Source organism: Kluyvera intermedia (assembly GCF_021440345.1).
GTDB classification, from domain to species: Bacteria; Pseudomonadota; Gammaproteobacteria; order Enterobacterales; family Enterobacteriaceae; genus Kluyvera; species Kluyvera intermedia_A.
This window is the reverse complement of sequence record NZ_JAKCNS010000076.1, coordinates 40,444-65,625: the sequence shown is the minus strand read 5'-3', so window position 1 is coordinate 65,625 and position 25,182 is coordinate 40,444. Positions and strand designations below refer to the sequence as shown.

24 protein-coding genes are annotated in these 25,182 nt (G+C 53.7%); 10 read left to right on the top strand and 14 right to left on the bottom strand.

Annotation, left to right across the window (positions count from 1 at the left end):
* Nucleotide 1 precedes the first annotated feature (1 nt).
* Nucleotides 2-247 carry a helix-turn-helix domain-containing protein gene (locus LZ634_RS18680; RefSeq protein ID WP_234507888.1) on the bottom strand — a complete coding sequence of 82 codons (246 nt, stop codon included), beginning with the start codon at nt 245-247 and terminating at the stop codon, nt 2-4.
* A gap of 162 nt (nt 248-409) precedes the next feature.
* Between LZ634_RS18680 and LZ634_RS18675 the strand changes: the two genes are divergently transcribed.
* Entirely contained in the window at nt 410-1,018 is a 609-nt protein-coding gene (locus LZ634_RS18675) for a hypothetical protein (protein WP_234507886.1), read from the top strand.
* Nucleotides 1,019-1,471: 453 nt separating this feature from the next.
* Here the strand turns inward: LZ634_RS18675 and rhaA are convergent, their stop codons facing one another.
* Nucleotides 1,472-2,731 (bottom strand): L-rhamnose isomerase, encoded by a 1,260-nt coding sequence (gene rhaA / locus LZ634_RS18670; RefSeq protein ID WP_234507884.1) that lies wholly within the window; start codon nt 2,729-2,731, stop codon nt 1,472-1,474.
* A complete protein-coding gene (gene rhaB / locus LZ634_RS18665; protein WP_234507882.1) occupies nt 2,728-4,197 on the bottom strand; it encodes a rhamnulokinase in 1,470 nt (489 codons plus the stop codon). Before rhaB ends, rhaA begins: the two co-directional genes overlap by 4 nt.
* A 303-nt stretch (nt 4,198-4,500) precedes the next feature.
* Here rhaB and rhaS point away from each other — a divergent pair, with 303 nt between their 5' ends.
* Nucleotides 4,501-5,337, top strand: coding sequence for an HTH-type transcriptional activator RhaS (rhaS, locus tag LZ634_RS18660; protein ID WP_234507880.1), 837 nt, complete (start codon nt 4,501-4,503; stop codon nt 5,335-5,337).
* A gap of 71 nt (nt 5,338-5,408) precedes the next feature.
* Complete coding sequence (gene rhaR, locus LZ634_RS18655) at nt 5,409-6,257, top strand: HTH-type transcriptional activator RhaR (protein WP_234507877.1); 849 nt, start codon at nt 5,409-5,411, stop codon at nt 6,255-6,257.
* A 5-nt stretch (nt 6,258-6,262) separates the two neighbouring features.
* Here the strand turns inward: rhaR and rhaT are convergent, their stop codons facing one another.
* Nucleotides 6,263-7,297 (bottom strand): L-rhamnose/proton symporter RhaT, encoded by a 1,035-nt coding sequence (gene rhaT / locus LZ634_RS18650; protein WP_234507876.1) that lies wholly within the window; start codon nt 7,295-7,297, stop codon nt 6,263-6,265.
* 290 nt (nt 7,298-7,587) lie between these two features.
* On the opposite strand from rhaT, the gene sodA reads away from it, so the two are divergent.
* Nucleotides 7,588-8,208 (top strand): superoxide dismutase [Mn], encoded by a 621-nt coding sequence (gene sodA, locus LZ634_RS18645; RefSeq protein WP_234507873.1) that lies wholly within the window; start codon nt 7,588-7,590, stop codon nt 8,206-8,208.
* Nucleotides 8,209-8,214: 6 nt separating this feature from the next.
* Nucleotides 8,215-8,952: a 6-hydroxyaminopurine reductase gene (gene yiiM, locus LZ634_RS18640; RefSeq protein WP_234507871.1), complete on the top strand. Its 738-nt coding sequence runs from the start codon at nt 8,215-8,217 to the stop codon at nt 8,950-8,952.
* 78 nt (nt 8,953-9,030) lie between these two features.
* Here yiiM and cpxA read toward each other — a convergent pair whose 3' ends face one another.
* Together cpxA and cpxR are read right to left on the bottom strand one after the other, a co-directional pair.
* A complete protein-coding gene (gene cpxA / locus LZ634_RS18635; RefSeq protein ID WP_052284212.1) occupies nt 9,031-10,404 on the bottom strand; it encodes an envelope stress sensor histidine kinase CpxA in 1,374 nt (457 codons plus the stop codon).
* Entirely contained in the window at nt 10,401-11,099 is a 699-nt protein-coding gene (gene cpxR, locus LZ634_RS18630) for an envelope stress response regulator transcription factor CpxR (protein ID WP_052284213.1), read from the bottom strand. The genes cpxA and cpxR overlap by 4 nt, the downstream gene beginning before the upstream one ends.
* Nucleotides 11,100-11,248: 149 nt before the next feature.
* Between cpxR and cpxP the strand changes: the two genes are divergently transcribed.
* From cpxP to pfkA, 3 genes are all read left to right on the top strand, one after another.
* Nucleotides 11,249-11,749, top strand: coding sequence for a cell-envelope stress modulator CpxP (cpxP, locus tag LZ634_RS18625; protein ID WP_234507869.1), 501 nt, complete (start codon nt 11,249-11,251; stop codon nt 11,747-11,749).
* A gap of 138 nt (nt 11,750-11,887) precedes the next feature.
* The gene (gene fieF / locus LZ634_RS18620) at nt 11,888-12,763 is read left to right on the top strand and encodes a CDF family cation-efflux transporter FieF (protein ID WP_234507867.1); all 876 of its coding nucleotides are present in this window, start codon (nt 11,888-11,890) and stop codon (nt 12,761-12,763) included.
* 218 nt (nt 12,764-12,981) lie between these two features.
* Complete coding sequence (gene pfkA / locus LZ634_RS18615) at nt 12,982-13,944, top strand: 6-phosphofructokinase (RefSeq protein WP_234507866.1); 963 nt, start codon at nt 12,982-12,984, stop codon at nt 13,942-13,944.
* A 78-nt stretch (nt 13,945-14,022) separates the two neighbouring features.
* On the opposite strand, the gene rraA is transcribed toward pfkA, so the two are convergent.
* From rraA to priA, 7 genes are all read right to left on the bottom strand, one after another.
* The gene (rraA, locus tag LZ634_RS18610; RefSeq protein WP_052284217.1) at nt 14,023-14,508 is read right to left on the bottom strand and encodes a ribonuclease E activity regulator RraA; all 486 of its coding nucleotides are present in this window, start codon (nt 14,506-14,508) and stop codon (nt 14,023-14,025) included.
* Between the two features lie 92 nt (nt 14,509-14,600).
* On the bottom strand, nt 14,601-15,527 hold the full coding sequence (menA, locus tag LZ634_RS18605) for a 1,4-dihydroxy-2-naphthoate polyprenyltransferase (RefSeq protein WP_234507864.1): 927 nt from the start codon (nt 15,525-15,527) through the stop codon (nt 14,601-14,603).
* A gap of 70 nt (nt 15,528-15,597) precedes the next feature.
* Nucleotides 15,598-16,929 carry an HslU--HslV peptidase ATPase subunit gene (gene hslU, locus LZ634_RS18600; protein ID WP_234507862.1) on the bottom strand — a complete coding sequence of 444 codons (1,332 nt, stop codon included), beginning with the start codon at nt 16,927-16,929 and terminating at the stop codon, nt 15,598-15,600.
* Nucleotides 16,930-16,938: 9 nt separating this feature from the next.
* Nucleotides 16,939-17,469, bottom strand: coding sequence for an ATP-dependent protease subunit HslV (hslV, locus tag LZ634_RS18595; RefSeq protein WP_052284220.1), 531 nt, complete (start codon nt 17,467-17,469; stop codon nt 16,939-16,941).
* Nucleotides 17,470-17,561: 92 nt separating this feature from the next.
* On the bottom strand, nt 17,562-18,527 hold the full coding sequence (gene ftsN / locus LZ634_RS18590) for a cell division protein FtsN (RefSeq protein ID WP_234507860.1): 966 nt from the start codon (nt 18,525-18,527) through the stop codon (nt 17,562-17,564).
* Between the two features lie 98 nt (nt 18,528-18,625).
* The gene (gene cytR, locus LZ634_RS18585) at nt 18,626-19,648 is read right to left on the bottom strand and encodes a DNA-binding transcriptional regulator CytR (protein ID WP_234507859.1); all 1,023 of its coding nucleotides are present in this window, start codon (nt 19,646-19,648) and stop codon (nt 18,626-18,628) included.
* A gap of 150 nt (nt 19,649-19,798) precedes the next feature.
* Nucleotides 19,799-21,997, bottom strand: coding sequence for a primosomal protein N' (gene priA, locus LZ634_RS18580; RefSeq protein WP_234507858.1), 2,199 nt, complete (start codon nt 21,995-21,997; stop codon nt 19,799-19,801).
* A 198-nt stretch (nt 21,998-22,195) separates the two neighbouring features.
* On the opposite strand from priA, the gene rpmE reads away from it, so the two are divergent.
* Nucleotides 22,196-22,408 carry a 50S ribosomal protein L31 gene (gene rpmE, locus LZ634_RS18575; RefSeq protein WP_234507856.1) on the top strand — a complete coding sequence of 71 codons (213 nt, stop codon included), beginning with the start codon at nt 22,196-22,198 and terminating at the stop codon, nt 22,406-22,408.
* 291 nt (nt 22,409-22,699) lie between these two features.
* Here the strand turns inward: rpmE and LZ634_RS18570 are convergent, their stop codons facing one another.
* Nucleotides 22,700-23,695, bottom strand: a complete 996-nt coding sequence (locus tag LZ634_RS18570) for a LacI family DNA-binding transcriptional regulator (RefSeq protein WP_234507853.1) — start codon at nt 23,693-23,695, stop codon at nt 22,700-22,702.
* A 231-nt stretch (nt 23,696-23,926) separates the two neighbouring features.
* Here LZ634_RS18570 and LZ634_RS18560 point away from each other — a divergent pair, with 231 nt between their 5' ends.
* Nucleotides 23,927-25,168 (top strand): MFS transporter, encoded by a 1,242-nt coding sequence (locus LZ634_RS18560; RefSeq protein WP_234507852.1) that lies wholly within the window; start codon nt 23,927-23,929, stop codon nt 25,166-25,168.
* Nucleotides 25,169-25,182: the final 14 nt, after the last annotated feature.

The following is a 25,182-nucleotide window of genomic DNA, read 5'->3' as shown; positions in this document are numbered from 1 at the left end:
GTCACACCGCCTTATTCATATAGCTATGAGCGGCATAGCGGCTCGGCCAGATGGTTTCAGGGGGAACGCCAAGCGCATCAGCAACAATCTGCTGATACGGCCGGCACGGAGTACGTAATACGCTCTTTAAAGAGTCTTTTTTATAGCCCGCCTGAACCGATAAAGAGCGGAAAGATAACCCACGCTTGTGGATTTCCGCCTTAATCGTCTCAGGGTGCCAATCAGTCAGATCTTCATTTCGGTTCATGATTCATCTATCCTAAAAAGTTATCCGCGCGGATAACTGCGCGGGTATCTGTATGGATAAAGATTAGGACTCAAAAGATAGGTTTGCAAGGTGTTTTTGAGTCCCAAACCATATTTCAAATAAAATCCATTCATATCAATTACATACAAAGGATTTATTAAGATGAGAAATGATAATACGAAAGGTTCTTTTGAGAGCAAACAAAAAGAACCCTTTTGTGAAAAGTTGAACCTACTACTGAACGGACGTTCTTTGTACAGAGCGGCAAAAGATTGGGATATCAACTTCAGTACACTCAAGAACTATTACGCTAGACCTGAATCATCACCAAGAATCGAGGTGGTACGTAAAATAGCTAATATCGAAGGCGTGACTATTGGGTGGCTTCTTGGGCAGAGCACAGACGAGCATGACGCTATGCTGGAACGTACGATTGAAGACGCTGTCATCGCTGTCGAACCCAAGAAGGATAAACAGAAGGAATCCCGTAATACATTGGTTCACGTGAGCTATGAAACAACTCTCGTTTCCATTTTAAGCATCCTCAACGAACACGAGATAAAATCATTGTTTGAATTGATTGCGCGAAAAGGGGTAGATACTGTTTTAAAACTGAAGGATGAGAGGAACCTACAGCTCATACAATGCTCTGATGATGAGAAGGAACGCCTGCTTACTTTCCTTGAGTCCACAGTCAAAAAAGGGTCATCTTCGGTTGGTGCAGATGTAGCCACACCAGGCCCTTTGGGTGATAGCAAAAAGGCCGGTTAAAGTGTTCATCATAACAACTTACCGGCCTGTAAGGTTGTGAGAATTGACTCGAATCAAGCTGTGTGTTAACGCGATCAAAGCAGTACCAACTGATTACAAAAAGCGTCAAAGTGCCACACAGTTAAAGAGATTTAAACGCTGTATGAAGCCATTAAACAAAGTGCATTAACGTTACATTTTTATGTGTCATAAGTAGGCAAGCTCTCGGCGGTGATCTAATTTTAACAAAAAACAAACCGTCTTAGCGCGCGTGCGAGCATATAGCCGCCAAGCCTTAATCTGCCTGAATTTGTCCCACCAGATCCCGCTTCCTTTCACCTGTTCCCGGATTCGTTCCGATGTTCACTACATATCTGTCACCTTACATCGGTGCTGCGGTTTACCCTACGGTGCGAGGGCGCTGTCCGGTTTTCTCCCTCTCCCTTGCAGGGAGAGGGTCGGGGTGAGGGTCACTCACCCGCGCTTGCTCAGAATCTCTTTCTCGTAGCCACGAACGCTTTCCAGCCACTGGCTGCCCGCTGGGGTGTCGTTGCGCTGGCAGTACATTTCCCACACCGCTTGCCACGGCAGGCATTTTTGCTCTTCCAGCAGCGCCAGACGTGCGGTGTAGTCACCAGAGGCTTCCAGCTGACGTAGTTCGGCGGTAGGTTCCAACAGCGCGCGCAGCAGGGCTTTCTTCATGTTGCGGGTGCCGATGACCCATGCTGCGATACGGTTGATTGAGGCGTCGAAGAAATCGAGGCCAATGTGGACGCGGTCGAACAGGTCGTGGCGGATGATTTCGCTGGCGATAGCCTGGGTTTCGTCATCCAGCAGCACCACGTGGTCGCTGTCCCAGCGAACCGGGCGGCTTACGTGTAACAACAGACGAGGGACATACAGCATGGCGGCGGAGATCTTGTCGGAGATCACTTCGGTTGGATGGAAGTGTCCGGCATCCAGGCACAGTGCGGTCTGACGGCTGGTGGCATAACCCATATAGAATTCGTTGGAGCCGACGGTGTAGCTCTCAGCGCCAATACCGAACAGTTTGCTTTCTACAGCATCAATGTGGTGCGCAGGGTCGAGTTTTTCGCTGATGACTTCATCCAGCGCGGCGGCCAGACGCTGGCGAGGTGCCAGACGGTCAACGGTGACATCCTTCATGCCGTCCGGGATCCAGATATTCATCACCGATGGCGTCCCCAGCTGTTCGCCAAAATAGGCGGACACGCGGCGGCTGGCCTTGCAGTGGTCAATCCAGAACTGACGGATTTTGGGATCGGCGTGGGACAGGGTAAAACCGTCGGCGCTCAGCGGGTGCGAGAAGCAGGACGGGTTAAAATCGAGGCCCAGCTTGTGTTCTTTTGCCCACTCAACCCAGCTTTTGAAATGTTCAGGTTTGATTTTGTCGCGCGCAACCGGGGTATCAGATTCCAGATAGATAGCATGCAGGTTCAGACGCTTTGGCCCTGGGATCAGGCTCAACGCCTGTTCCAGATCGGCACGCAGTTCGGTGGCATTACGCGCTTTGCCCGGGTAATTACCGGTCGCCTGAATCCCACCCGTTAAATTGCCTTCTGGATTTTCAAAACCTGCTACGTCATCACCCTGCCAGCAGTGCATAGATACCGGTAAGCGGTCGAGCTGGCGTAAGACTTCTTCGACGTCGATACCGACGGCGGCATAGCGTTGTTTCGCGAGTTCCCAGGCTTGGTCAAGTTGAGTGGTCATGCGCAAAGCTCCTTAGTCTGTCGTTGTTGCTGAAACTGCGCAACGTAACGGGCAATTTCATGGTCTGGATTAGGGGTAAAGGTAGTGAGACCGTAGTTGCCGGTCACGACCTTGCGGAAATCGTCGACGTTGGACAGCTCGTCCAGCGTCATTAACTGGATGCCGATATTGCCGAGGGTGGAGGCTTCAATGGGGCCCGCCACCACGGTGATACCGCAGGCATCGGCACACAGCTGGTTGAGTAGCTGGTTCTGACAACCACCGCCGACAATGTGCAGTTGGCTAAACGGCTTACCGCGCAGCTGTGCCAGTTCGTTTAATACGTCGGCGTAGAGCAGCGCGAGGCTGTCGAAAATGCAGCGCGCGAGTTCAGCGGCGGTCGATGGAACCGGCTGCGCGGTTTCACGGCAGGCAGCCTGAATTTCGGCGCTCATATTTTCCGGGTTGATAAAGCGGTCATCGTTCGGAGTAATCAGGCTGCGACAGGTTGGCAGCGCCGCCGTTTCGGCAATCAACTCTGCCAGGTTGCGGATGTTTTGCTCTTTCAGTACGCGCTGTAACAACCACAGCCCCATGATGTTTTTCAGCACCCGATAACGGCCTTCTGCGCCGCCTTCGTTGGTGATATTTGCGCGCTGCGCCTGCTCGCTGGTGTAGGGCTGTTTACTTTCAAAGCCCATTAGCGACCAGGTACCTGAAGAGAGATAGGCGGCGTCGGCGCTCGCCAATGGCGATGCAATCACGGCGCTAGCGGTATCGTGGCTGGCGACGGCAACAAGCGGAATTTGATTGCCCTGCGGGCAAATCCAGTGACCAACTACGTTGCCAGGATGGGTTGGCGTACCAAACCATGACGCCGGCGCACCGGTCCAGTTCAGCAGGTCTTCATCCCAGTTATCGCTGTCGATATTGATAAGCTGCGTGGTGGTGGCGTTGGTGTATTCCCAGTTCATTTTTCCGGTCAGGCGATAGCCGAAGTAATCCGGAATCAGTAGCGCATGAGCGGCTTGCGACACCAGCTCCGGCTGCTGTTCAACCAGTGCGCGCAGCTGATAGAGCGTATTGAACGGGAGAAATTGAATGCCGCTGCGGCGGTAGATGTTGCTTTTGCCCAACTGGTCCATGGCGATAGCCATCACGCCGTCGGTGCGGCTGTCGCGATACGCCACCGGCAGGCCAATTCGTTGGCCATCTTTGCCCAGCAGTACATAGTCCACGCCCCAGGTATCAATACCGATACTGTCGATAAGAATGCCTTCATCGCACACTTTATTGAGCCCGATCCGGATCTCGGCTTCCAGGCCGTCGATATCCCAGGTCTCAAAACCGTCCTGTTTATGCAGGTTGTTCACGAAACGGTGGATTTCGCGCAGTGACAACGAACGCTGTGCGGCATCGAAACGCGCCAGCATTACACGTCCGCTTGAGGCGCCTAAATCGACGGCCACGCAATGGCGAAAAGTCATGGTAAGAGTCCTTCTATGAGTCATTACCGCTCAGTCTAAAAAAAGGGCAATGACACAACCTTCTCGCCACTGACAGGCGAAATAGGGCGCTGGCAAGAAAGCAAAGATGAACGTGAGGGAGTTCACAAATTCCTGTGAAGGGGGCGTTTGGGGGCGGTGTGATGGCGACCTCATTTCCCGATCTTTCCGGCTGTTTCTTGAAAACACGACCGGGTTTGCGCGCTTTAGTGTCAAAACGTCAAGGTCAGATAGCTCACCGGCTATTACTATCCTGATAATATTTCTCATCTGTCGGGAGTCGTTATGACCGTACTACACAGCGTGGATTTCTTCTCATCAGGTCAATTGCCCATTGCTATCGAACCACGACTTCCGCAGGCCGCCTTTCCTGAACATCATCATGATTTCAATGAGATTGTTATTGTTGAGCATGGGTCAGGTATTCATGTGTTCAATGGTCAGCCTCATACCATTTGCGGAGGCACGGTTTGCTTTGTCCGTGACTTTGACCGACACCTCTATGAACACACCGATAATTTGTGCCTGACCAACGTGCTGTACCGTGCGCCGGATGCTTTCCAGTTTTTGTCAGGTCTGAACAAATTGCTGCCGCAGGAGCAGGACGGCCACTATCCTTCTCATTGGCGTGTGAACCAGAGTACGTTGCAGCAGGTCAGGTCTATCGTCAGCCAGATGGAAGCGGTGGAGGACGGCACCGATATGATGTCTCTGGCTAACCGTGAGATTCTGTTTATGCAGCTGCTGGTCGTGCTGCGAAAAGGCAGTCAGGAACAAGGGACTGAGGATAACGATGCCCGCCTTAACCAGCTGATGGCCTGGCTGGAAGAGAATTTTGCACAAGAGGTATGTTGGGAAGGGCTGGCGGATGATTTTTCTCTCTCTCTGCGCACGCTGCACCGCCAGTTGAAGCACTGTACCGGCCTCACGCCACAGCGCTATCTCAACCGTTTACGCCTGATTAAGGCCCGTCACCTGCTGCGTCACAGTGATGACAGCGTGACTGACATTGCCTATCGCTGCGGCTTTGGTGACAGCAACCATTTCTCGACCCTGTTCCGCCGGGAATTTAACTGGTCACCCCGTGATATCCGCCAGGGGCGAGATACCATGCTTCAGTAACGCGAAGATAATCACCGTTTTTTACCTCGAAACGGCTAATAATAAAGAGTTGTTAGCCGTGAGGTATCCGCGTGTCAGGCCAGTTAATTCTTCGAAAATCCGACTTTTTTGCCAGCCCGACGCAGGCCGTCGCGGTGGCAGACCGCTATCCGCAAAATGTGTTTGCCGAACATACTCATGATTTTTGCGAGCTGGTGATGGTCTGGCGTGGTAACGGCCTGCACATTCTGAACGACCGCCCCTATCGCATTACCCGCGGCGATCTCTTCTACATCCGCGCCGAAGATAAGCACTCCTACGCCTCGGTTAACGATCTGGTTTTACAGAATATTATCTACTGCCCCGAGCGCTTAAAGCTTAATCTCGACTGGCTTTCCCATATTCCAGGGCTGCACGGCTCACATTGGGCACCGCACTGGCGTATCGGTAGCACCGGTATGACCCAGGCGCGGCAGATAATGGCCCAGCTGGAGCAGGAGAGCCGCAAAGACGATGCGCTGGCCAACGAGATGTCCGAGCTGCTATTTGCCCAACTGGTGGTTTGCCTTAAGCGCTACCGTTACGCCACGGATAATCAGGCGGCAACGCAGAGCGAAGCGCTGCTGGATAAGCTACTGACGGTACTGGCCGGCAGCCTTAATCGGCCGTTTGCGCTGGATACTTTCTGTGAGCAGCAGGGGTGCAGCGAACGCACGTTGCGTCAGCAGTTCCGAAGCCAAACGGGGATGACGGTGAACCACTATTTACGTCAGCTGCGGATTTGCCATGCGCAGTACTTGCTGCAACACACCGAAATGCTCATTAGTGAAGTGGCGATGCTGTGCGGGTTTGAAGACAGTAACTATTTCTCCGTGGTGTTTAATCGGGAGATTGGCGTCACGCCAGGGCAGTGGCGGCAGCGCAGTCGCGTTGCCGCCTAAGTGACTTAACTTGCCATACCTAAGCCAACAATGTTGGCGGCGATGATAATCACCACACAGCCCAGGCTCAACACGCTGACCGGACGGCTGCCCGCATTTTTCCACTCTTTCAATACCAGACCGACTAACCCACCGCACAACACGTAGAAGCTCATGTGCAGCATCCAACTCATGTAGTCATACTGTGCGGGGATACTGGCGTGGCCCCAGGCGTAGAAGAAGAACTGGAGATACCACATTAATCCCCCCAGCGCTGACAGCAGAATATTGCTGACGATAAGCGATTTTGCCAGTGAAAAGTCAGCTTTTATCGACAAATTTTTGACTTTTACCAGACGAATGAAGCAGAAGCCAAGGTTGACTAACGCGCCGCCGCCCATAATCACCACGTAGCTAGGCAGGGCGGTATACAGGGGATCGACGCCTAATGCAGCTGCGGCCTCATGCATCGGTTTGGCGGCATTCATCGCAAAGGACATCCCGGCGGAGAAGAAGCCGCACATGACGGCCAGCACCAGCCCTTTCTTGAGATTAAACTCTTCCGCTTTGATTCCCATATTGCGTTCTTTAAGCTGACCGGCCCGAGTCACAATGCCTACGCCGATGACGGCAACCATCACGCCAAGCAGCGTCATCTGGCCGCCTTTCGTGTGGATGAGTACGCCAAACTGGCCGTTAATAATGGGGGTGAGTAGCGTACCGACAATCAGCGTAATACCGATCGCGATGCCTATCCCCATCGACATGCCGAGATAGCGCATGGTCAGGCCATAGTTGATGTTACCAATCCCCCACATGGCGCCGAATAAGAACACCGGCAGGAGCGTTGAAGCGCTAAAAGAGTGGTAGTAAGCCCAAAAATCGGGAAGCAGTAAGGCACTGATTGTCCACGGAAGCAGAATCCAGGAGACAATCCCGCCGATAGACCACATGGTTTCCCATGACCAACGCTGAACTTTCTTGAACGGGGCATAGAAACAGGCTGCACTGGCTGCACCTATCAAATGCCAAAAAATACCCATCGTAATTGCATGGTTCATTACTTTTATCCTCATCCGTTTTTTATCGTACGAATCGTCGTCCAACGTGATGAGTGTAAAAATTAGTCAATTTTTTGACCTTCCGGTCGTTGCCATTCATGAGCAAATACTGGCAGTGAACGGTGCAATCGGCTGTTCTTCCTCACAAAATGCCAACCATAACGCCTGGTTATATCCTTATAAAAACTACGGCATTGATAATCATTTTCAATATCATTTAATTAACTATAATGAACCAACTGATTACGCGGCGTTTACAGGTTTGCCGCCCGACAATAATGGAGATGATTATGAGCTATACCCTGCCATCACTGCCTTATGCGTACGATGCCCTGGAACCGCACTTCGACAAACAGACGATGGAAATCCATCACAGCAAGCACCACCAGGCTTACGTGAATAACGCTAACGCAGCGCTGGAAAGCCTGCCGGAGTTCGCTTCCCTGTCTGCGGAAGAACTGATCGCGAAACTGGATCAGCTGCCGGCTGATAAGAAAACCGTTCTGCGTAACAACGCAGGTGGCCATGCTAACCACAGCTTCTTCTGGAAAGGCCTGAAAAAAGGCACCACCCTGCAGGGCGATCTGCTGGCAGCTATTGAGCGTGACTTCGGTTCCGTTGATAACTTCAAAGCTGAATTCGAAAAAGCAGCAGCGACTCGTTTCGGCTCCGGCTGGGCGTGGCTGGTGCTGAAAGGCGACAAACTGGCTGTGGTTTCTACCGCAAACCAGGATTCCCCGCTGATGGGTGAAGCTGTTTCTGGTGCGTCCGGTTTCCCAATCGTGGGCTTGGATGTGTGGGAGCACGCTTACTACCTGAAATTCCAGAACCGTCGTCCGGACTACATCAAAGAGTTCTGGAACGTGGTGAACTGGGACGAAGCAGCGGCGCGTTTCGCAGCTAAAAAATAATTTGCATTGCCGGTCTGTAGAAGCGAGTCTGATGACTCGCTTTTTTTGTATCCGCCTAAGGAGCAGCAGATGCATTATCCGGTTGACGTGTTCATTGGCAAAATCCGCGATTACGACGGTAGCCGCCCAAGTGCTATCGCTAAAGTGCAGATAGACGGCGAGCTGGAGCTCACCGATTTAGGACTGCTGGGCGATGAACAGGCGGAAAAAAAGATTCACGGCGGCCCTGACCGCGCGCTATGCCACTACCCTCGCGAGCATTACGCCGAGTGGGCACGAGACTTCCCTGAACAGGCCTCTTTATTTTACGCCCCGGCATTTGGGGAAAACTTATCGACAGAAGGCATGACCGAACACAACGTGTTTATCGGTGATATTTATCGCTGGGGTGAAACGTTAATCCAGGTCACTCAGCCGCGCTCTCCCTGCTTTAAGCTCAATTATCACTTTGCCATTAGCGACATGGCCTCGGTAATGCAAAACAGCGGTAAAACGGGCTGGCTGTATCGGGTGATTGCGCCGGGTAAGGTATCCAGCGATGCACCACTGGAACTGGTATCGCGGCTGAGCGATGTGTCGGTGCATGAGGCGGGCGTTATCGCCTGGTCTATGCCGTTTGATGACGAGCAGTACCACCGGCTGCTGGCTGCCGCCGGGCTGTCGGTGAGCTGGAGCAGAACGATGCAAAAGCGCCGCTTAAGCGGCAAGATTGAAGATAATTCCCGAAGATTATGGGGTAAATAGCCGGGGATAGCTCAGCGCTTATTCTGGCTGAAGACAACGCTAAAAAAATCGGCCTGCTTGCGCAGGCCGATATTGTTTTTAGGTTCGCTTATACAGCGGTAGCCAGAGCGTTAATCGCAAACCACCCAGCGGGCTGTCGTCGGCTTTGACCCAACCACGGTGCTGCTGAATGGCGCTTTCAACAATCGCCAGGCCAAGCCCCGTCCCGCCAGACTCGCGATCGCGTGCCTCGTCGGTACGGTAGAACGGTCGGAAAATCTGCTCTCTGTCGTCCGGGCTGACGCCTGGGCCGTCATCATCGACATGGACGGTGATACCGTCTTTATCGACCGAGAAGCTCACCGCAATTTTGGTATGCGAATAGCGCAGCGCATTGCGGACGATGTTCTCCAGCGCACTTTCCAGAGCGTTCGGGTTGCCGTACAGCGGCCATGGCCCTGGCGGATAATCGACGCTAAACGATTTACCCATCTGCTCCGCTTCAAACGCTGCATTGTCCAGCACTTCGCCCCACAGCTGATTGGCTTTTAGCGTCTCGCTCAGTAGCGCATTTTTCTGCTGATTACGCGACATGACCAGCATGTCGTTAATCATGCTGTCGAGGCGCTGCGCTTCCGTTTCGATACGCTCCAGCTCCTTGCTTTCACCACTACGGCGACGCAGCAGGGCGGTACCCAACTGTAGACGCGTCAGCGGTGTACGCAGCTCGTGAGAGATATCGGAGAGCAGACGCTGCTGTGCGGTCATCATTTGCTCCAGCGCCATCACCATCTGGTTAAAGCTCGCGCCCGCCGCTAAAAACTCCTGCGGCCCGGCTTCCAGCTCTGGATGCTGACGCAGGTTGCCCTGGGCCACTTCATCGGCGGCGTTTTTCAGCTTACGCGCCGGTTTCGCCAGACTCCACGCCAGCCATAGCAATAGCGGCGCGCTGACCAGCATCGTGACAATCAGCAATAACAGCGGCCTGTCGAACAACAGGTTGATAAAATCGGACTGTGAGCTGCTGGCTGGGCGAATGAGGTATAACTGGTAGTTATCTTCACCGTCGCGGATAGAAAATGGCCCGACCAACTCTACGCGGCCGTATTTTTTCTTCTGCGGATGATCGGAATTGTCAGATTGGCCGATAAAGTTACGGATAATCTGCATCTCGTTGCGTTCAGCGCCGATCACGCGGCCTTCACTGGTGACCAGCAGTAGACGCTGGCCCGGCGGGGCCCATTTATCAATTGCGCGAAACAGCCGACGCCACCACATCAAATCATTGGGGGGATCGTTCGCCAGCTCTTCTTCAACGTGCTGCTCGATCATCAGACCCTGGCGCTGCTCGCTATCCAGCAGCTCCGTCATCTGGCGTGAATCAAGTTTTGGCAACATTAAAACCAGCATCAACACCAGCGCTAGCGTGAGCCAGAAGATGGCGAAGATGCGTGCGGTTAAACTTCCAATCATGAAGCGGAGACCATCAGGTAGCCACGACCACGCAGGGTTTTAAACCATGGATGACCGTCTTTACGCTCCGGCAGCTTCCGGCGCAGGTTGGAAATGTGCATATCAATAGCGCGGTCGAACGGCGTTAAGCGTTTACCCAGCACTTCCTGACTTAAGTGTTCGCGAGATACCACCTGGCCCAGATGCTGTGCGAGCAGATAAAGCAGGGTAAATTCGGTGCCGGTCAACTCCAGCGTCTGGCCATCAAAGCTGGCTTCCTGGCGGCCTGGGTTCAGGCTCAGGGAATCCACTTCGACAGTTGGCGAACTGGTATCGCTATTTTGCTGCTGTTCGCTCCAGTGTGAACGGCGCAAAATAGCGCGAATACGCGCGACCAGCTCGCGATCGTTAAATGGCTTAGGCAAATAGTCATCTGCGCCCAGTTCGAGGCCCAGAACGCGATCTAGCTCGCTTCCGCGCGCGGTCAACATAATGACGGGTGTCTGGTGTGTCTGTCGTAATTCTTTAAGCGTGTCGATACCGTTCTTTTTCGGCATCATCACGTCGAGTAAAAGTAGGTCGATGCTGTCATCAATCAGCGCTAACGCCTGTTCGCCGTCGTGGGCAACCAGAACGTTAAAGCCTTCCATATCAAGGAGTTCCTTGAGCAGCGAAGTCAATTCCCGGTCATCATCAACTAACAAAATTTTATTCATATTTTAATCCCTCCGAGGCAGAAATTACGTCATCAGGGCTTGCTAATCCATGACTTTACGTTGTTTTACACCCCCTGACGCATGTTTGCAGCCTGAATCGTAAACTGTCTCTCGTTGATTCGCGACACAAAAGTTTTTGGGAGCATGTGATGCGCAATGTTATCGCTGCCGTCATGGCCTCAACGCTGGCATTCAGTGCACTAAGCCAGGCAGATGAAGTCGTCACCAGCGTTAACTGGCACCCGGCGGAAGCTAACCCGCTAAGTAGTGGCCAGGGCCATATGTTCGACGGTATTAGTTTAACCGAACATCAGCGCCAACAAATGCGCGATCTGATGCACCGGGCACGACACGAACGTCCACCCGTTAATGTTAGCGAAATGGAGACAATGCATCGCCTTGTCACCGCAGAAAAATTTGATGAAGCCGCTGTGCGTACTCAAGCCGAAAAAATGGCTGAGGAGCAGGTGAACCGCCAGGTTGAACTGGCGAAAGTTCGCAACCAGATGTATCGCTTGCTTACATCTGAGCAGCAAGCGGCTTTAAACGAGAAGCACCAGCAGCGCATGGAGCAGCTGCGTGATGTTGCACGGATGCAGCAAGGTTCGAGTAAGACCCTGTTTAGTAGCAATACCCGTAGCAACCAGTAACAACCCTGTTTTTCCTTGCCATAGACACCATCCCTGTCTTCCCCCACATGATGTGGGGGTTTTTTTTGTCTTAAATTCGTCACCGCGCACCCCCCATACATTCCGCTATAATACGCAGATCTGAAGGTGGGAGCGTTTATGAATCAATCTTATGGCCGACTGGTCAGTCGCGCGGCGATAGCGGCAACGGTGATGGCGTCGCTGTTGCTGGTGATTAAAATTTTTGCGTGGTGGTACACCGGGTCGGTGAGTATTTTAGCGGCTCTGGTGGATTCGCTGGTGGATATTGCCGCCTCGCTGACCAACCTGCTGGTGGTGCGCTATTCGCTGCAACCGGCAGATGAAGAACATACTTTTGGCCACGGAAAAGCGGAGTCGCTGGCGGCGCTGGCGCAAAGTATGTTTATTTCAGGATCGGCGCTGTTTCTGTTTTTAACCGGTTTTCAGCATCTGGCGCGTCCCACGCCGATGAGTCAGCCGGGTATTGGCGTCATCGTGACGGTGATTGCACTCATCAGTACCTTAATTCTGGTGACGTTTCAGCGCTGGGTCGTGAGAAGAACACAAAGTCAGGCTGTACGCGCAGATATGCTTCATTATCAGTCTGATGTTATGATGAACGGTGCGATTCTTATCGCACTCGGCCTCTCCTGGTACGGCTGGCATCGTGCAGATGCGCTGTTTGCATTAGGAATTGGCATCTATATTCTATATAGCGCGTTACGCATGGGATACGAAGCGGTTCAGTCTCTACTGGATCGTGCTCTACCCGATGAAGAACGACAGGAAATTTTCGACATCGTGACCGCCTGGCCTGGCGTGAGCGGTGCTCACGATCTCCGAACGCGGCAGTCAGGGCCGACCCGCTTTATTCAGATCCATCTGGAAATGGAAGATGACCTGCCTCTGGTTCAGGCACATTACGTTGCCGACCAGGTAGAGCAGGCGATTTTGCGTCGTTTCCCCGGATCCGATGTGATTATTCATCAGGATCCCTGCTCTGTTGTCCCATAGGGCAGCAGAGGAATTTGAACTTTCGCAGTGGTTGTACAAAACGTGAGCTACAGTGGCATTATTTGTATAAATAACCGCCGTTTAGCCTGACCTGAATCAATTCAGCAAGAAGCGCTTGATATACTATCTCTAGATAGAGTCGTTCTCTCCCTCGAGATTGATGGGAGCGCTTCGGGCAGAAGAATTAATTTTTAGCATTCCTAAGTTCAGAGGTAGTCATGATTAAGAAAATCGGTGTGTTGACAAGTGGCGGTGATGCGCCGGGTATGAACGCCGCCATTCGCGGTGTTGTGCGCGCAGCGTTGACGGAAGGTATAGAAGTCATGGGTGTCTATGACGGTTACCTCGGCCTGTACGAAGACCGTATGGTTCCGCTCGACCGCTACAGCGTGTCCGACATGATTAACCGTGGCGGCACATTCCTGGGCTCCGCGCGCTTCCCGGAATTCCGCGACGAAAATATTCGTGCAGTGGCTATCGAAAACCTGAAAAAACGCGGTATTGATGCGCTGGTTGTTATCGGCGGCGATGGTTCTTACATGGGTGCTGTGCGCCTGACTGAAATGGGCTTCCCATGCATCGGTCTGCCAGGCACCATTGATAACGACATCAAAGGTACTGACTACACCATCGGTTTCTTCACTGCGCTGAGCACCGTCGTTGAAGCGATTGACCGTCTGCGTGACACCTCTTCTTCCCACCAACGTATTTCCGTTGTTGAAGTGATGGGCCGCTACTGTGGCGATCTGACTCTGGCGGCGGCAATTGCGGGCGGCTGCGAATTTATCGTGGTTCCGGAAGTTGAATTCAAACGTGACGATCTGGTTGCTGAAATCAAAGCCGGTATTGCCAAAGGTAAGAAGCACGCGATTGTGGCGATTACCGAGCACATGTGTGATATCGACGAACTGGCGCAGTTTATCGAAACAGAAACTGGCCGTGAGACACGTGCTACCGTTCTGGGCCACATTCAGCGCGGCGGCTCCCCGGTTCCTTACGATCGTATCCTGGCGTCCCGTATGGGCGCGTACGCGATTGAACTGCTGCAGCAAGGCTTTGGCGGTCGTTGCGTAGGTATCCAGAACGAAAAACTAGTTCACCATGACATCATCGACGCTATCGAAAGCATGAAGCGCCCGTTCAAGGGTGACTGGCTGGAATGCGCTAAAATGCTGTACTAACTCGCCGCTTGCCCGGTACTGGGCAACGTATGGACGAAAAAAAAGCCTTCTCATTGAGAAGGCTTTTTTATGCCGAACTTACTCGATATCCAGCGGGTCTTCCGACAGGATAATACCGGTGTTATCGGCATAGAGATGGTCGCCGGAGAAGAAGGTCACGCCGCCGAAGTTGACGCGGACGTCGCTTTCGCCAATACCTTCGCCTGCGGAGCCTACCGGAATCGCGGCAATCGCCTGGATGCCGATATCCAGCTCTTCTAAATCATCGACCTGACGTACTGCGCCGTAAACCACAATGCCTTCCCACTCGTTTTGCGTGGCCAGGCGGGCGAGGTCGGCATCAATCAGTGCGCGACGGACAGAACCGCCGCCGTCGACCAGCAGAATGCGGCCCCGGCCGTTCTGTTCGAGCAGATCGTACAGCAACCCGTTATCCTCGAAACATTTTACGGTGATAATTTGTCCACCAAACGACAACCGTCCGCCAAAGTTGGAGAACAGGGGTTCCACGACGTTGACATCTTCCTGGTAGATGTCGCAAAGCTCGGAAGTATCGTATTTCATAGGATTAACGCTCAGTTGCTGCGAGTGATTTTAGTATATCGCGCTCTATGCATTGTTGGCAAAATCATCAATTGTTAATTGATATTTGTCAGTTAAGCCAACGTCTTGCTCAGCACGATCCCGATGACGAACAGCAGGTTAGTTAATAGCGCACCTTTTACCGTCCGCTCGAGCATCGGCGGCATCGCCTGTGGCGAGAGTTCGCGCATCACGTAGCGCGCCTGTTTCACCAGCAGTGGCGCTGCCAGCACGAACAGCCAGCCCCACAGACTGTGCAGGGTGAAAAGGTTAAACAACGCCAGACAGACCAGAGTCCCCATCAGCAGACAAACGTGATACCGGCGGGCATTAATCGGCCCCAAGCGAACGGCCAGCGTGTTTTTACCGTTCTCACGGTCGCTGTCGATATCGCGCAGATTGTTGATATTGAGCACCGCCGTTGCCAGCAGGCCGCAGGCGGTAGCGGGCAGGATAATCGCGCTGCTCAGGCTGTGCGCCTGCAGATACCAACTGCCAATGACGCTCAGCCAACCGAAGAAAATCAGCACTGACACATCGCCCAGGCCAATGTAGCCGTAAGGGCGGGTACCGACGGTGTAGGTAATGGCTGCGATAATCGCCAGCAGTCCGAGCACCAGGAAGCCGATAAAATCGCCCAACGTCTGATAGGCCGTAAACAGCAAAGCCAGGCCAAAGAGGCAGATAAGCGCTACGGTAATCATCAGCGCCCGTTTCATCTGCTCCTGGGTAATCACCCCTTTTTGCATTCCGCGCAATGGGCCGATGCGGTCCGGTTTATCACTGCCTTTCACCGCATCGCCGTAGTCATTGGCGAGGTTAGAGAGGATTTGCAGCAGGCTGGCGGTAATCAACGACAGCACGGCGACGGCGGGATCAAAGTGTCCCTGCCACCAGGCGAGGGCGGTGCCCACGATTATCGCGGCACAGGCCAGAGGTAATGTTTTCGGGCGCAGACTTTCCAGCCAGGCCTGAGTGCGGCTTACAGGTGTATTTGTCATTAGTTATCAGCCAATAAAAATGGGGCTTTTCAGCCCCATCAATTTAAAGATGAAAATGCAGTGTCCGCGATTATAGGATAAAACGGCTCAGATCTTCATCTGCGACTAATGCATCCAGATGTTTGCTCACGTATTCCGCATCAATTGTGATGCTTTGGCCGTTCAGGTCGCTGGCGTCATAGGAGATATCTTCCATCAAACGCTCCAGAACGGTATGCAGACGACGAGCACCGATGTTCTCGGTGGTTTCGTTAACCTGCCACGCCGCTTCGGCGATACGCTTGATACCGGACTCAGTGAATTCGATATTCACCCCTTCGGTTGCCATCAGCGCTTTGTACTGCACGGTAATGGACGCGTTTGGCTCGGTCAGGATACGCTCGAAGTCGCTGGTGGTCAGCGCCTGCAGTTCAACGCGAATTGGCAGACGACCCTGAAGTTCTGGGATCAGGTCAGACGGTTTTGCCACCTGGAATGCGCCAGAAGCGATAAACAGGATGTGGTCGGTTTTAACCATACCGTGCTTAGTGGAAACGGTGCAGCCTTCAACCAGCGGCAGCAGGTCGCGCTGTACGCCTTCACGAGAGACGTCTGGACCGGAAGATTCACCGCGCTTACAGATTTTATCGATCTCATCGATGAACACGATACCGTGCTGCTCAACCGCCTCGATAGCGTCTTGCTTGAGCTCTTCTGGATTCACCAGCTTCGCCGCTTCTTCTTCAACCAGCAGTTTCATCGCATCTTTGATTTTCAGCTTGCGAGGTTTCTGCTTTTGACCGCCCAGGTTCTGGAACATGGACTGCAGCTGGCTGGTCATCTCTTCCATTCCTGGAGGCGACATGATTTCTACGCCCATCGGAGCGGCAGCAAGATCGATCTCAATCTCTTTGTCGTCCAACTGGCCTTCGCGCAGTTTTTTGCGGAATGCCTGACGTGCAGCAGAAGGTTCAGACGGCTGTTCAGACTGGCCCCAGTTGTTTTTAGCCGGTGGGATCAGCACGTCGAGAATACGCTCTTCGGCCATCTCTTCGGCGCGATAGCGATTTTTCTCGATGGAGTGTACACGCACCATTTTGATCGCCGAATCGGTCAGATCGCGGATGATGGAGTCGACTTCTTTACCCACATAGCCCACTTCGGTGAACTTGGTGGCTTCAACTTTGATGAACGGCGCGTTGGCAAGCTTGGCCAGACGACGGGCGATTTCGGTTTTACCGACGCCGGTTGGGCCGATCATCAGAATGTTTTTCGGTGTAACTTCGTGGCGCAGCTCTTCATCAAGCTGCATACGGCGCCAGCGGTTACGTAAGGCGATAGCAACGGAGCGCTTGGCCGCGTCCTGACCGATGATGTGTTTGTTCAGTTCGCTGACAATTTCGCGTGGGGTCATTTCAGACATGGGAGATCCTTACGCCTTAGACGGTAATTCTTCGATGGTGTGGAAATGGTTGGTATAAATGCAGATATCACCTGCAATATTCAACGCTTTTTCAGCAATTTCACGCGCGCTAAGCTCGGTGTTTTCCAGCAGAGCACGGGCTGCGGCCTGGGCGTACGGGCCGCCAGAACCGATAGCAATCAGGTCATTTTCCGGCTGCACGACGTCACCGTTACCGGTGATGATGAGCGAGGCGGTTTCATCCGCGACCGCCAGCAGGGCTTCCAGCTTGCGCAGCATACGGTCGGTACGCCAGTCTTTAGCCAGCTCAACGGCGGCTTTAACCAGATGCCCCTGGTGCATTTCCAGTTTACGTTCGAACAGTTCGAACAGCGTGAAGGCGTCCGCAGTACCGCCCGCAAAACCGGCGATTACTTTGTCGTTATACAGACGACGAACTTTTTTCACGTTGCCCTTCATGACGGTATTGCCCAGCGTGGCCTGGCCATCACCGGCAATTACAACGTGGCCGTTACGGCGAACACTTACTATTGTTGTCACGAGCAGACCCCTTTGTTGCAAATACGGAAATAGAGGCCCCGTACCGTGTACGGGGCAGAATGTAATTATAGATGGGGGGGATTTTGGGGGTTTCAACCCCCTGAAGCGAGCCTAATGCAGTTTGCGTGACCCGCCATCTTCAGGCGAGCAATGGTGCTATCGGCGTTATCCTTGCCTTTGACCGGGCCGATAACCACACGATTCCAGCCGTTATTGGTGGTGATTTTGGAATCAAAGCCTTCAAAGGCCAGCTGTGCGCGGACGGTTTCTGCCTGTTCGGCACCTTTAAATGAACCGCACTGCACCATCCAGCGGCGCTCATCTTTTTTCTCGGTCGCTTTTGGCGGCGTAGTTTCACGCACAACCGGCGCAGCGGCCTGTGTTTTTGGCTGTGTGGCTGCGGTGTGCGCAGGCGTTTGCAGCAGATCCTGATACGCCGAGTTTGCCGCCGTGGATTTTGGCGGCTGCTGAGTTTGCGTTTGACGCGGTTGCTGAACCGGCTGAGGAGCACGCGTTTGCGGCTGTTGCACCGGTTGCGTTTGCGTCCACTGCTGTTGCTGAACCTGCTGTTGCGCCAGGCGTTGGCGCTGTAGCGTCTGCTGACGCTGGGCAGCCGTTTGCTCGTTCCACGGCACTTCAGTCAATTGTGTAGGCTGCTGGCGCATATCTGCCTGCATTTGTGCCAACAGCTGACGCTGTTCGTCGGTGAGCTGATTGGGGTTGATCACTTCCCCGCCAGCAGACGGTTCGGTTGGCGCACGGACGCCCGGCTGGCGGCTTTCCAGCTCTTTAATGTAACGCCAGCGTTCTTCCGGTTTCGGTGGCAGCCCATTCCCCGCGATCTGGCGGTTCTGCAGCGATTCGGACTCTTCTTTTTTGTGATGCGTGATGAAGTATAAACCGCCGATAAAAGCGACCACTACCGCCGCCGCAATCGCCACCATGGCAGGAGAGACCGCCGGAAAATTACTCTGCTTTTTCCGTGTATTCCGTGAAGCGCCGTTCTTTCGCCGCGAAGGTGCCTGCTGGCTGCGGCGTACATAGTCTCGTTGTGCCACTATCGTTTCGCTGTCTTTTTCCGTTAGTTAGCCCGACATGTTACTTAAGCGGCGGGGCTTTGACCAGACGAGCAAGTCCTAAAGCGCCCGGCTTTGTATCATATTTTGCTTGTACTGCCGCGAATAATCAGTTCGCAATCCAGAAGACGCGAACCGCTATCAACAACCTGACCGCTCATCTGGTTCAACAGCAGCAACATCGCTTCCCGGCCGATATCAAAACGTGGCTGGGAAACGGTGGTCAGCGGCGGGTCGCAAAACTCTGCCAGCGAAATGTTATCGAATCCGATAATGGACAGATCGTCAGGGACTTTTAGCCCCCGGCGTTTTGCATAGGAGAGTGCGCCCAGTGCCATGATATCGCTGTGGCAGAAGACGGCAGTTGGTGGCTGCGGTAAGGCGAGCAGCTGTTCCAGCGCCGTGGCTCCGGCTTCAAAGGTGAAGTTGCCGCGAGCGATGTAGTGAGGGTCGACGGTAATACCGCAGCGGCGCAGCGCCTGAACGTATCCCTGCAGGCGATAGTGGCACAGCGGCATCTCCTCGGGGCCGGCGATACAGCCGATGCGCTGATGTCCCAGTTCATGCAGATAGTTTACGGCATCGAATGAGGCGGTGAGGTTGTCGATATGTACCGTGGGTAGCCCCAGCTCGGGAGCAAATTCGTTAGCCATGACCATCGGCGGCAGGTTGCGCTGTTCTTCGATGCTGGCGTCAAATGGGAGACGAGAGCCCAGCAGCAGCATGCCATCAATCTGCTTGGTGATGATTAAATCAATGAAGGTTTTTTCTTGCTGATTCTGATGCGCACAGTCGCCAATCAGCACCAGATAACCCTGGGCTGCTGCGGTGACTTCGATCCCCCGGATCACTTCGCTAAAGAAGGGATCGCAAATATCCGGGACGATAACCAGAATAGTTCGTGATTCATTGCGCTTCATGTTTCGACCCTGCAGCTGCGGGAGATAGCCTACCTCCAGCGCCGCCTGCTCAACGCGGTTGCGCGTGGCTTGCGAAACTTTTTCGGGATTCATTAATGCACGAGATACGGTTGCCGTAGAGACATTCGCTTGTAGGGCAACATCTTTCATGGTTGCGGCAACAACCGGTTTTTTAGCCTTCACCTGATTCTCTCCTCACTTACTGGCGCAGGCACGTCCTGTGTGACCTGACATCTGACACACTTTTATCAGATAGTTAGGGGGATCTGTTACAGAATTTTCATCAAAAGTGTGATGATTGTTTTATTTCACGATCCCGCTCTCAACTCTGCGTTAACCTTCGATAGGGTCAACGTCGAGAACCCACTTCACCTTACGAGATTCCGGGAGCGTATTGATGAGCGCCAGCGTGCCGGTAACAATGTGCTGCAAGCGCACACGTGAGGGATGTTGTAGCAGAATCTGCCAGCGGTAACGGCCGCCGCGCTTTGGCGCAAGAGCCGGAACCGGGCCAAGTACCCACAGCTTATCGTCCGCGAGTGGACTTGCCTGAATCAGGTTACGTAGCTGCTGTAAGAATAGCGGCGCCTGCTGATTGTTATGGTCTTCGGCACGAATCAGTACGTGGCTGGTGTACGGCGGCAGCTGCATGGTCTGGCGTTCCGCCAGCGCCTGCTCGGCAAAAGCGTCATAGCCTTTGTACAGCAGCGTTTGCAGCAGCGGATGGTCGGGATGGTGAGTTTGTAGGACTACCTCACCCTGTTTGCCCGCGCGTCCGGCACGGCCGGAGACCTGGGTATACAGCTGGGCAAAGCGTTCCGCCGAACGGAAATCAGCGGAGAAGAGCGCGCCGTCGACGTCCAGCAGTGCGACCAGCGTGACGTCGGGGAAATGGTGCCCCTTCGCTAGCATCTGGGTGCCAATCAGAATGCGCGCGCCGCCGCGATGCACTTCCGCCAGATGCTGCTCTAATGCTCCTTTACGACTGGTGGTGTCACGGTCGATACGCGACAGCGGTACGCCGGGGAACATCGGCGCCAGCGCCTGTTCAAGCTGTTCTGTCCCCAGGCCAATCGGCACCATATGCGTCGAGCCACAGGATGGGCACTGGCGTGGAATAGGGCGCTGGCTATCGCAGTGGTGGCAGCGCAGATGGTGCTGAGCCTGGTGCAGCGTGTAGTAGCTGTCGCAGCGTGGACATTCCGCAATCCAGCCGCAGTCGTGGCACAAGAGCGTCGGTGCAAAGCCTCGGCGGTTCAGGAATAGAATGACCTGATTATCGGCCTGCAGGTGCTGACGCATGCGGTTAATCAGCGCCGGGGAAAGCCCGGCCTGCAAATGCTGGCCTTTCAGATCGAGCACATGCTGGGTCGCCGGGCGCGCATTGCCCGCTCGGCGGGTTAAACGCAGCATACGGTACTTATGTTGACGCGCGTTGAGCAATGTCTCCAGCGCGGGCGTGGCCGAGCCGAGAATAATCGGGATTTGTTCACTGTGGGCGCGCCACACGGCGAGGTCGCGTGCGTGATAGCGCCAGCCTTCCTGCTGCTTATAAGAGCTGTCGTGCTCTTCATCAATGACGATGACGCCGAGATTTTTAAACGGCGTAAACAGCGACGAGCGGGTGCCGATAACAATCGCCGCTTCGCCATTTTTGGCTTTTAGCCAGGCGGCAAGGCGCTCGCTGTCGTTCAGCCCGGAGTGCAGCACTTCCACCGGGGCGTTAAAACGTTCGCGAAAGCGCGCGATGGTCTGCGGCGTCAGGCCGATTTCCGGCACCATCACCAGCGCCTGTTTGCCCTGTGCCAGCACGTTCTCCAGCACGCTAAGATAGACCTCGGTTTTACCCGAACCGGTGATGCCCTCCAGCAGCCAGGCAGAGAATTCATCGGAGGCGCTGTGGATAGCGCCCACTGCCGTCGCCTGTTCGGTGTTCAGCCGCAGTCGTTCGCCCGGCACGGAATAGGTGGTCCGCCAATCGATGGCTTCCGGTGCAAGGCTGCCCAGCTCACAGTATCCTTTCGTACGCAGCGCCTGCATGGCACTTTCGTTGAACTCCATTTCCGCGACCTGATGACGCCAGATTTTCCCCTGGCGCAGCGCCGCCAGCGCTTGCTGTTGCTTTGGCGAACGCTTCAGGGTGTTGATATCGACCGCCTGCCCCTGTTCGGTGGCAAACCAGAACCATTGCGGCGTGGCGCTGGCGGGTTTCCCCTGACGCAGCAAAATCGGCAGCGCGTGGAACAACACGTCGCCAATCGGATGGTGATAATAGTCCGCCGCCCACAGCAGCAGGCGCCAGACGGCGGAGGAAAATACCGGTTCATCGTCCAGCACTTCGATAACGGCTTTCAGCTCATCGCGCGGCAGTTCGCTTTTTTCGCTGACCGCCACCACAATACCCACGCGCTCCTGGTGTTTGCCAAACGGCACGCGCACGCGGCAGCCTGCTTTGGCGCTGAGGCTATCAGGCAGCAGGTAGTCGAACGTACGGGGCAGTGGAACAGGCAGGGCAACGTGAGCAACGGGCATGTTTTCTTCCTGACTTGAAATCTGGCGAGACAGTATACACATTGTAGGAGTGCGGATCAGTTTGCATCTACTGGTCAAATTCTGTATGATTCGCCGCCTTTGATGCATTTTGGCATCAGGAAATATACTACATTAACATCGCGTGGTGTCTGGCGTTAGGGCTGGAAGAGCGACGCGGCCTTAACCGAGGTTTTCCCCATGAAAAAAGATATCCATCCTAAATACGAAGAAATTACTGCATCTTGCTCTTGCGGTAACATCATGAAAATCCGCTCTACCGTAGGTCACGACCTGAACCTGGACGTGTGCGGTAAATGCCACCCGTTCTACACTGGCAAGCAGCGTGACGTTGCTACCGGTGGCCGTGTTGACCGCTTCAACAAGCGTTTCAGCATCCCAGGCAGCAAGTAAGTTGCCAAGCGAAAAAAGCGCCTCAGGGCGCTTTTTTTGTATCTGAATTTTGTCTCACCAACTATTTTTCGTGATCTTCATCACAAAAATATTGCGCAGTTTCCCAGATAAGCTTATTATTTGCCCATCAAATGACCTTAAAGTAATCATGGGTAAAGGTGTGACTATGCTGACTGCAATCAAAAATGTTTTTGTTTCCTACCTGATCTCTATGTCTGAGCTGCATCCAGAAGTAACGCGTTTCTAATACGCTGAAAAATTTCAAAAAAACCGCTTAACCAAGCGGTTTTTTTATATCGATTCTCCGGGCAGCCACGGGCTGTTAACGCGAATAGTATCCCGATGGCTGTCACCGTTGATGATGTGCAGGGCGCTCAGTCGGCCAATCTCATAGTGAGGGAGCTGCACCGTAGACAGCGGCGGCAGGAATAGATTGCCAATTCCCACCATATTGTCGTAGCCGAGCACGGCCACGTCCTCGGGGATCCTTAGCCCCTGTGCCAGCAGCGTCTGATAAACCATAAACGCGATGCGATCGTTGCCGCAGATAATCGAGTCAAACAGCGGTTTACCCTGAACGATTTGTTCCAGAACACGGGCGGGAATATCGCGATAGTGTTCGTCACCATATTCCATATAGACATGCGTCAGTGCATCAGGGTTAATGCCTGCTTGCCGACAGGCGCGTTCCAGGCCACGGCGGCGGCGGATGGTCGCCAGATGATTTTGTGGTAAATGCAGACACAGCGGGCGAGTGTATCCCGCTGCCAGCAGGCCAGTAACCGCCTCATACTGCCCTTGTTCATCGTCCGGGATATAGCTCGCAATCGGGTGGTGCAGACTTTCACAGTTTGCCAAAACGCACGGCAGAGTCAGGAGTTTGGCTGGCACCGGTACTTGCCGAAGCCCCATGGTGGTATAAATAATCCCGCCGGGACGGTGCGACAGCAGCAGGTCGACAATCGCTTCCGGGCTATCGTCAGAAAACATGTTCACTACGAAGCTGTTCCAGCCGTGGGCCCGCGCCGTTTCCTCTATGGAAAGCGTAATCTCGACCGAGAAAGGCGTAGTCACCGTATCTAACGCCAGCACACCGATGGTTTTTGCCGTGTCGTGCGCGCCGCGAATTTTTTTTGCCGATAGATCGGGGACGTAATTAGTTTGGGCAATGGCAGACTGAACGCGCGCCAGCGTTTCCGGCTTAAGCTGCTCCGGGCTGTTCAGGGCGCGGGAAACCGTCATCAGGGAGACGTTTGCCAACTTTGCCACATCTTTCAAGGATGCCATTTTTTTACTCCACCGTTGCCGCTAAACAACTAACTCACTGATGTTAAAGGATAGCGCGCTATTCTAGCGCACTCTATGCCGTTGGCATGGTATCAAATAGTTGATCATGATCTTACTTTTATTATGTTAACGTTAACTTTTGTGATTAACATCGGATATCGCAGCAAAATCGCATGAGTTATGTTTTTTGTTAACGTTACCATTGTGGCGTTAATCCACGATGAGATAGCCATGATGAAAGAACATCAACCCCGCAGTTACCTGATACTCAGTGCTTTGCTGTTTTTCTTTTTTGTCACCTGGTCCTCTTCCGGCTCGCTGCTGTCTATCTGGCTTCATCAGGAGGTAGGGCTGAAACCCGGCGATACCGGGATTATTTATGCCGTGTTGTCGGTGTCAGCGCTGTTTGCCCAAATTTGTTACGGCTTCATCCAGGACCGGCTGGGCCTGCGTAAAAATCTGCTCTGGTACATCACCGTTTTGCTGATTCTCTCGGGGCCTGCGTTTCTGCTCTTTGGCTATCTGCTCAAACAAAATATCCTGCTCGGCAGTATTTTTGGCGGCATCTATATCGGGTTGACCTTCAACGGCGGGATCGGCGTGCTGGAGTCGTACACCGAGCGCGTTGCGCGACAGACCCACTTTGAGTTTGGTAAAGCGCGGATGTGGGGCTCGCTGGGGTGGGCCGTCGCTACCTTTTTTGCCGGCCTGCTCTTCAATATCAACCCCAAGCTTAACTTCGCGGTAGCGACCTGCTCAGGGCTGGTTTTCTTCTTGTTGATGGTGCGCTTGCGCGTGACAAGCGATGAACAAAGTCGGGTCGCCGAAGAGTCTGGCGGCAAAGTGAAGCTGGAAGACGCGCTGCGTCTGCTGGTGTTGCCGCGTTTTTGGGCGCTGGTATTTTTCGTGGTCGGTACCTGTATTTATAGCGTTTACGATCAGCAATTCCCCGTTTATTTCTCCTCTCAGTTCCCGACGCTGCAGGAAGGCAATGCCATGTATGGCTACCTCAACTCATTCCAGGTATTCCTGGAAGCGGCGGGAATGTTCTGTGCGCCGTGGCTGGTTAATCGGATTGGCGCCAAAAATGGGCTGATTTTCGCCGGCATGGTGATGGCGCTGCGGATGGTGGCCTCCGGGCTGGTGGAAGGGCCGGTGCTTATCTCGATAACCAAACTGCTGCACGGCGTTGAACTGCCGGTGCTGCTGGTTTCCATTTTCAAATACAACAGCGCCCATTTCGATAAGCGACTCTCTTCCACGCTGTATCTGGTGGGGTTTGCCTGCACCAGTTCGGTGATTGCCACCGTGCTGTCGCCGCTTGCGGGCTATAGCTATGAAAAATATGGCTTTGCCGAATCCTATCTGTTCATGGGGGCGCTGGTGTTCTGCACCACCTTTATCTCCATTTTCCTCTTACGCGCCAGCAAGCCAGCCTCCGGCTCGCTCCTGCCGCAATCTTCGGTTGTCTGAATAAAGAGTAATGA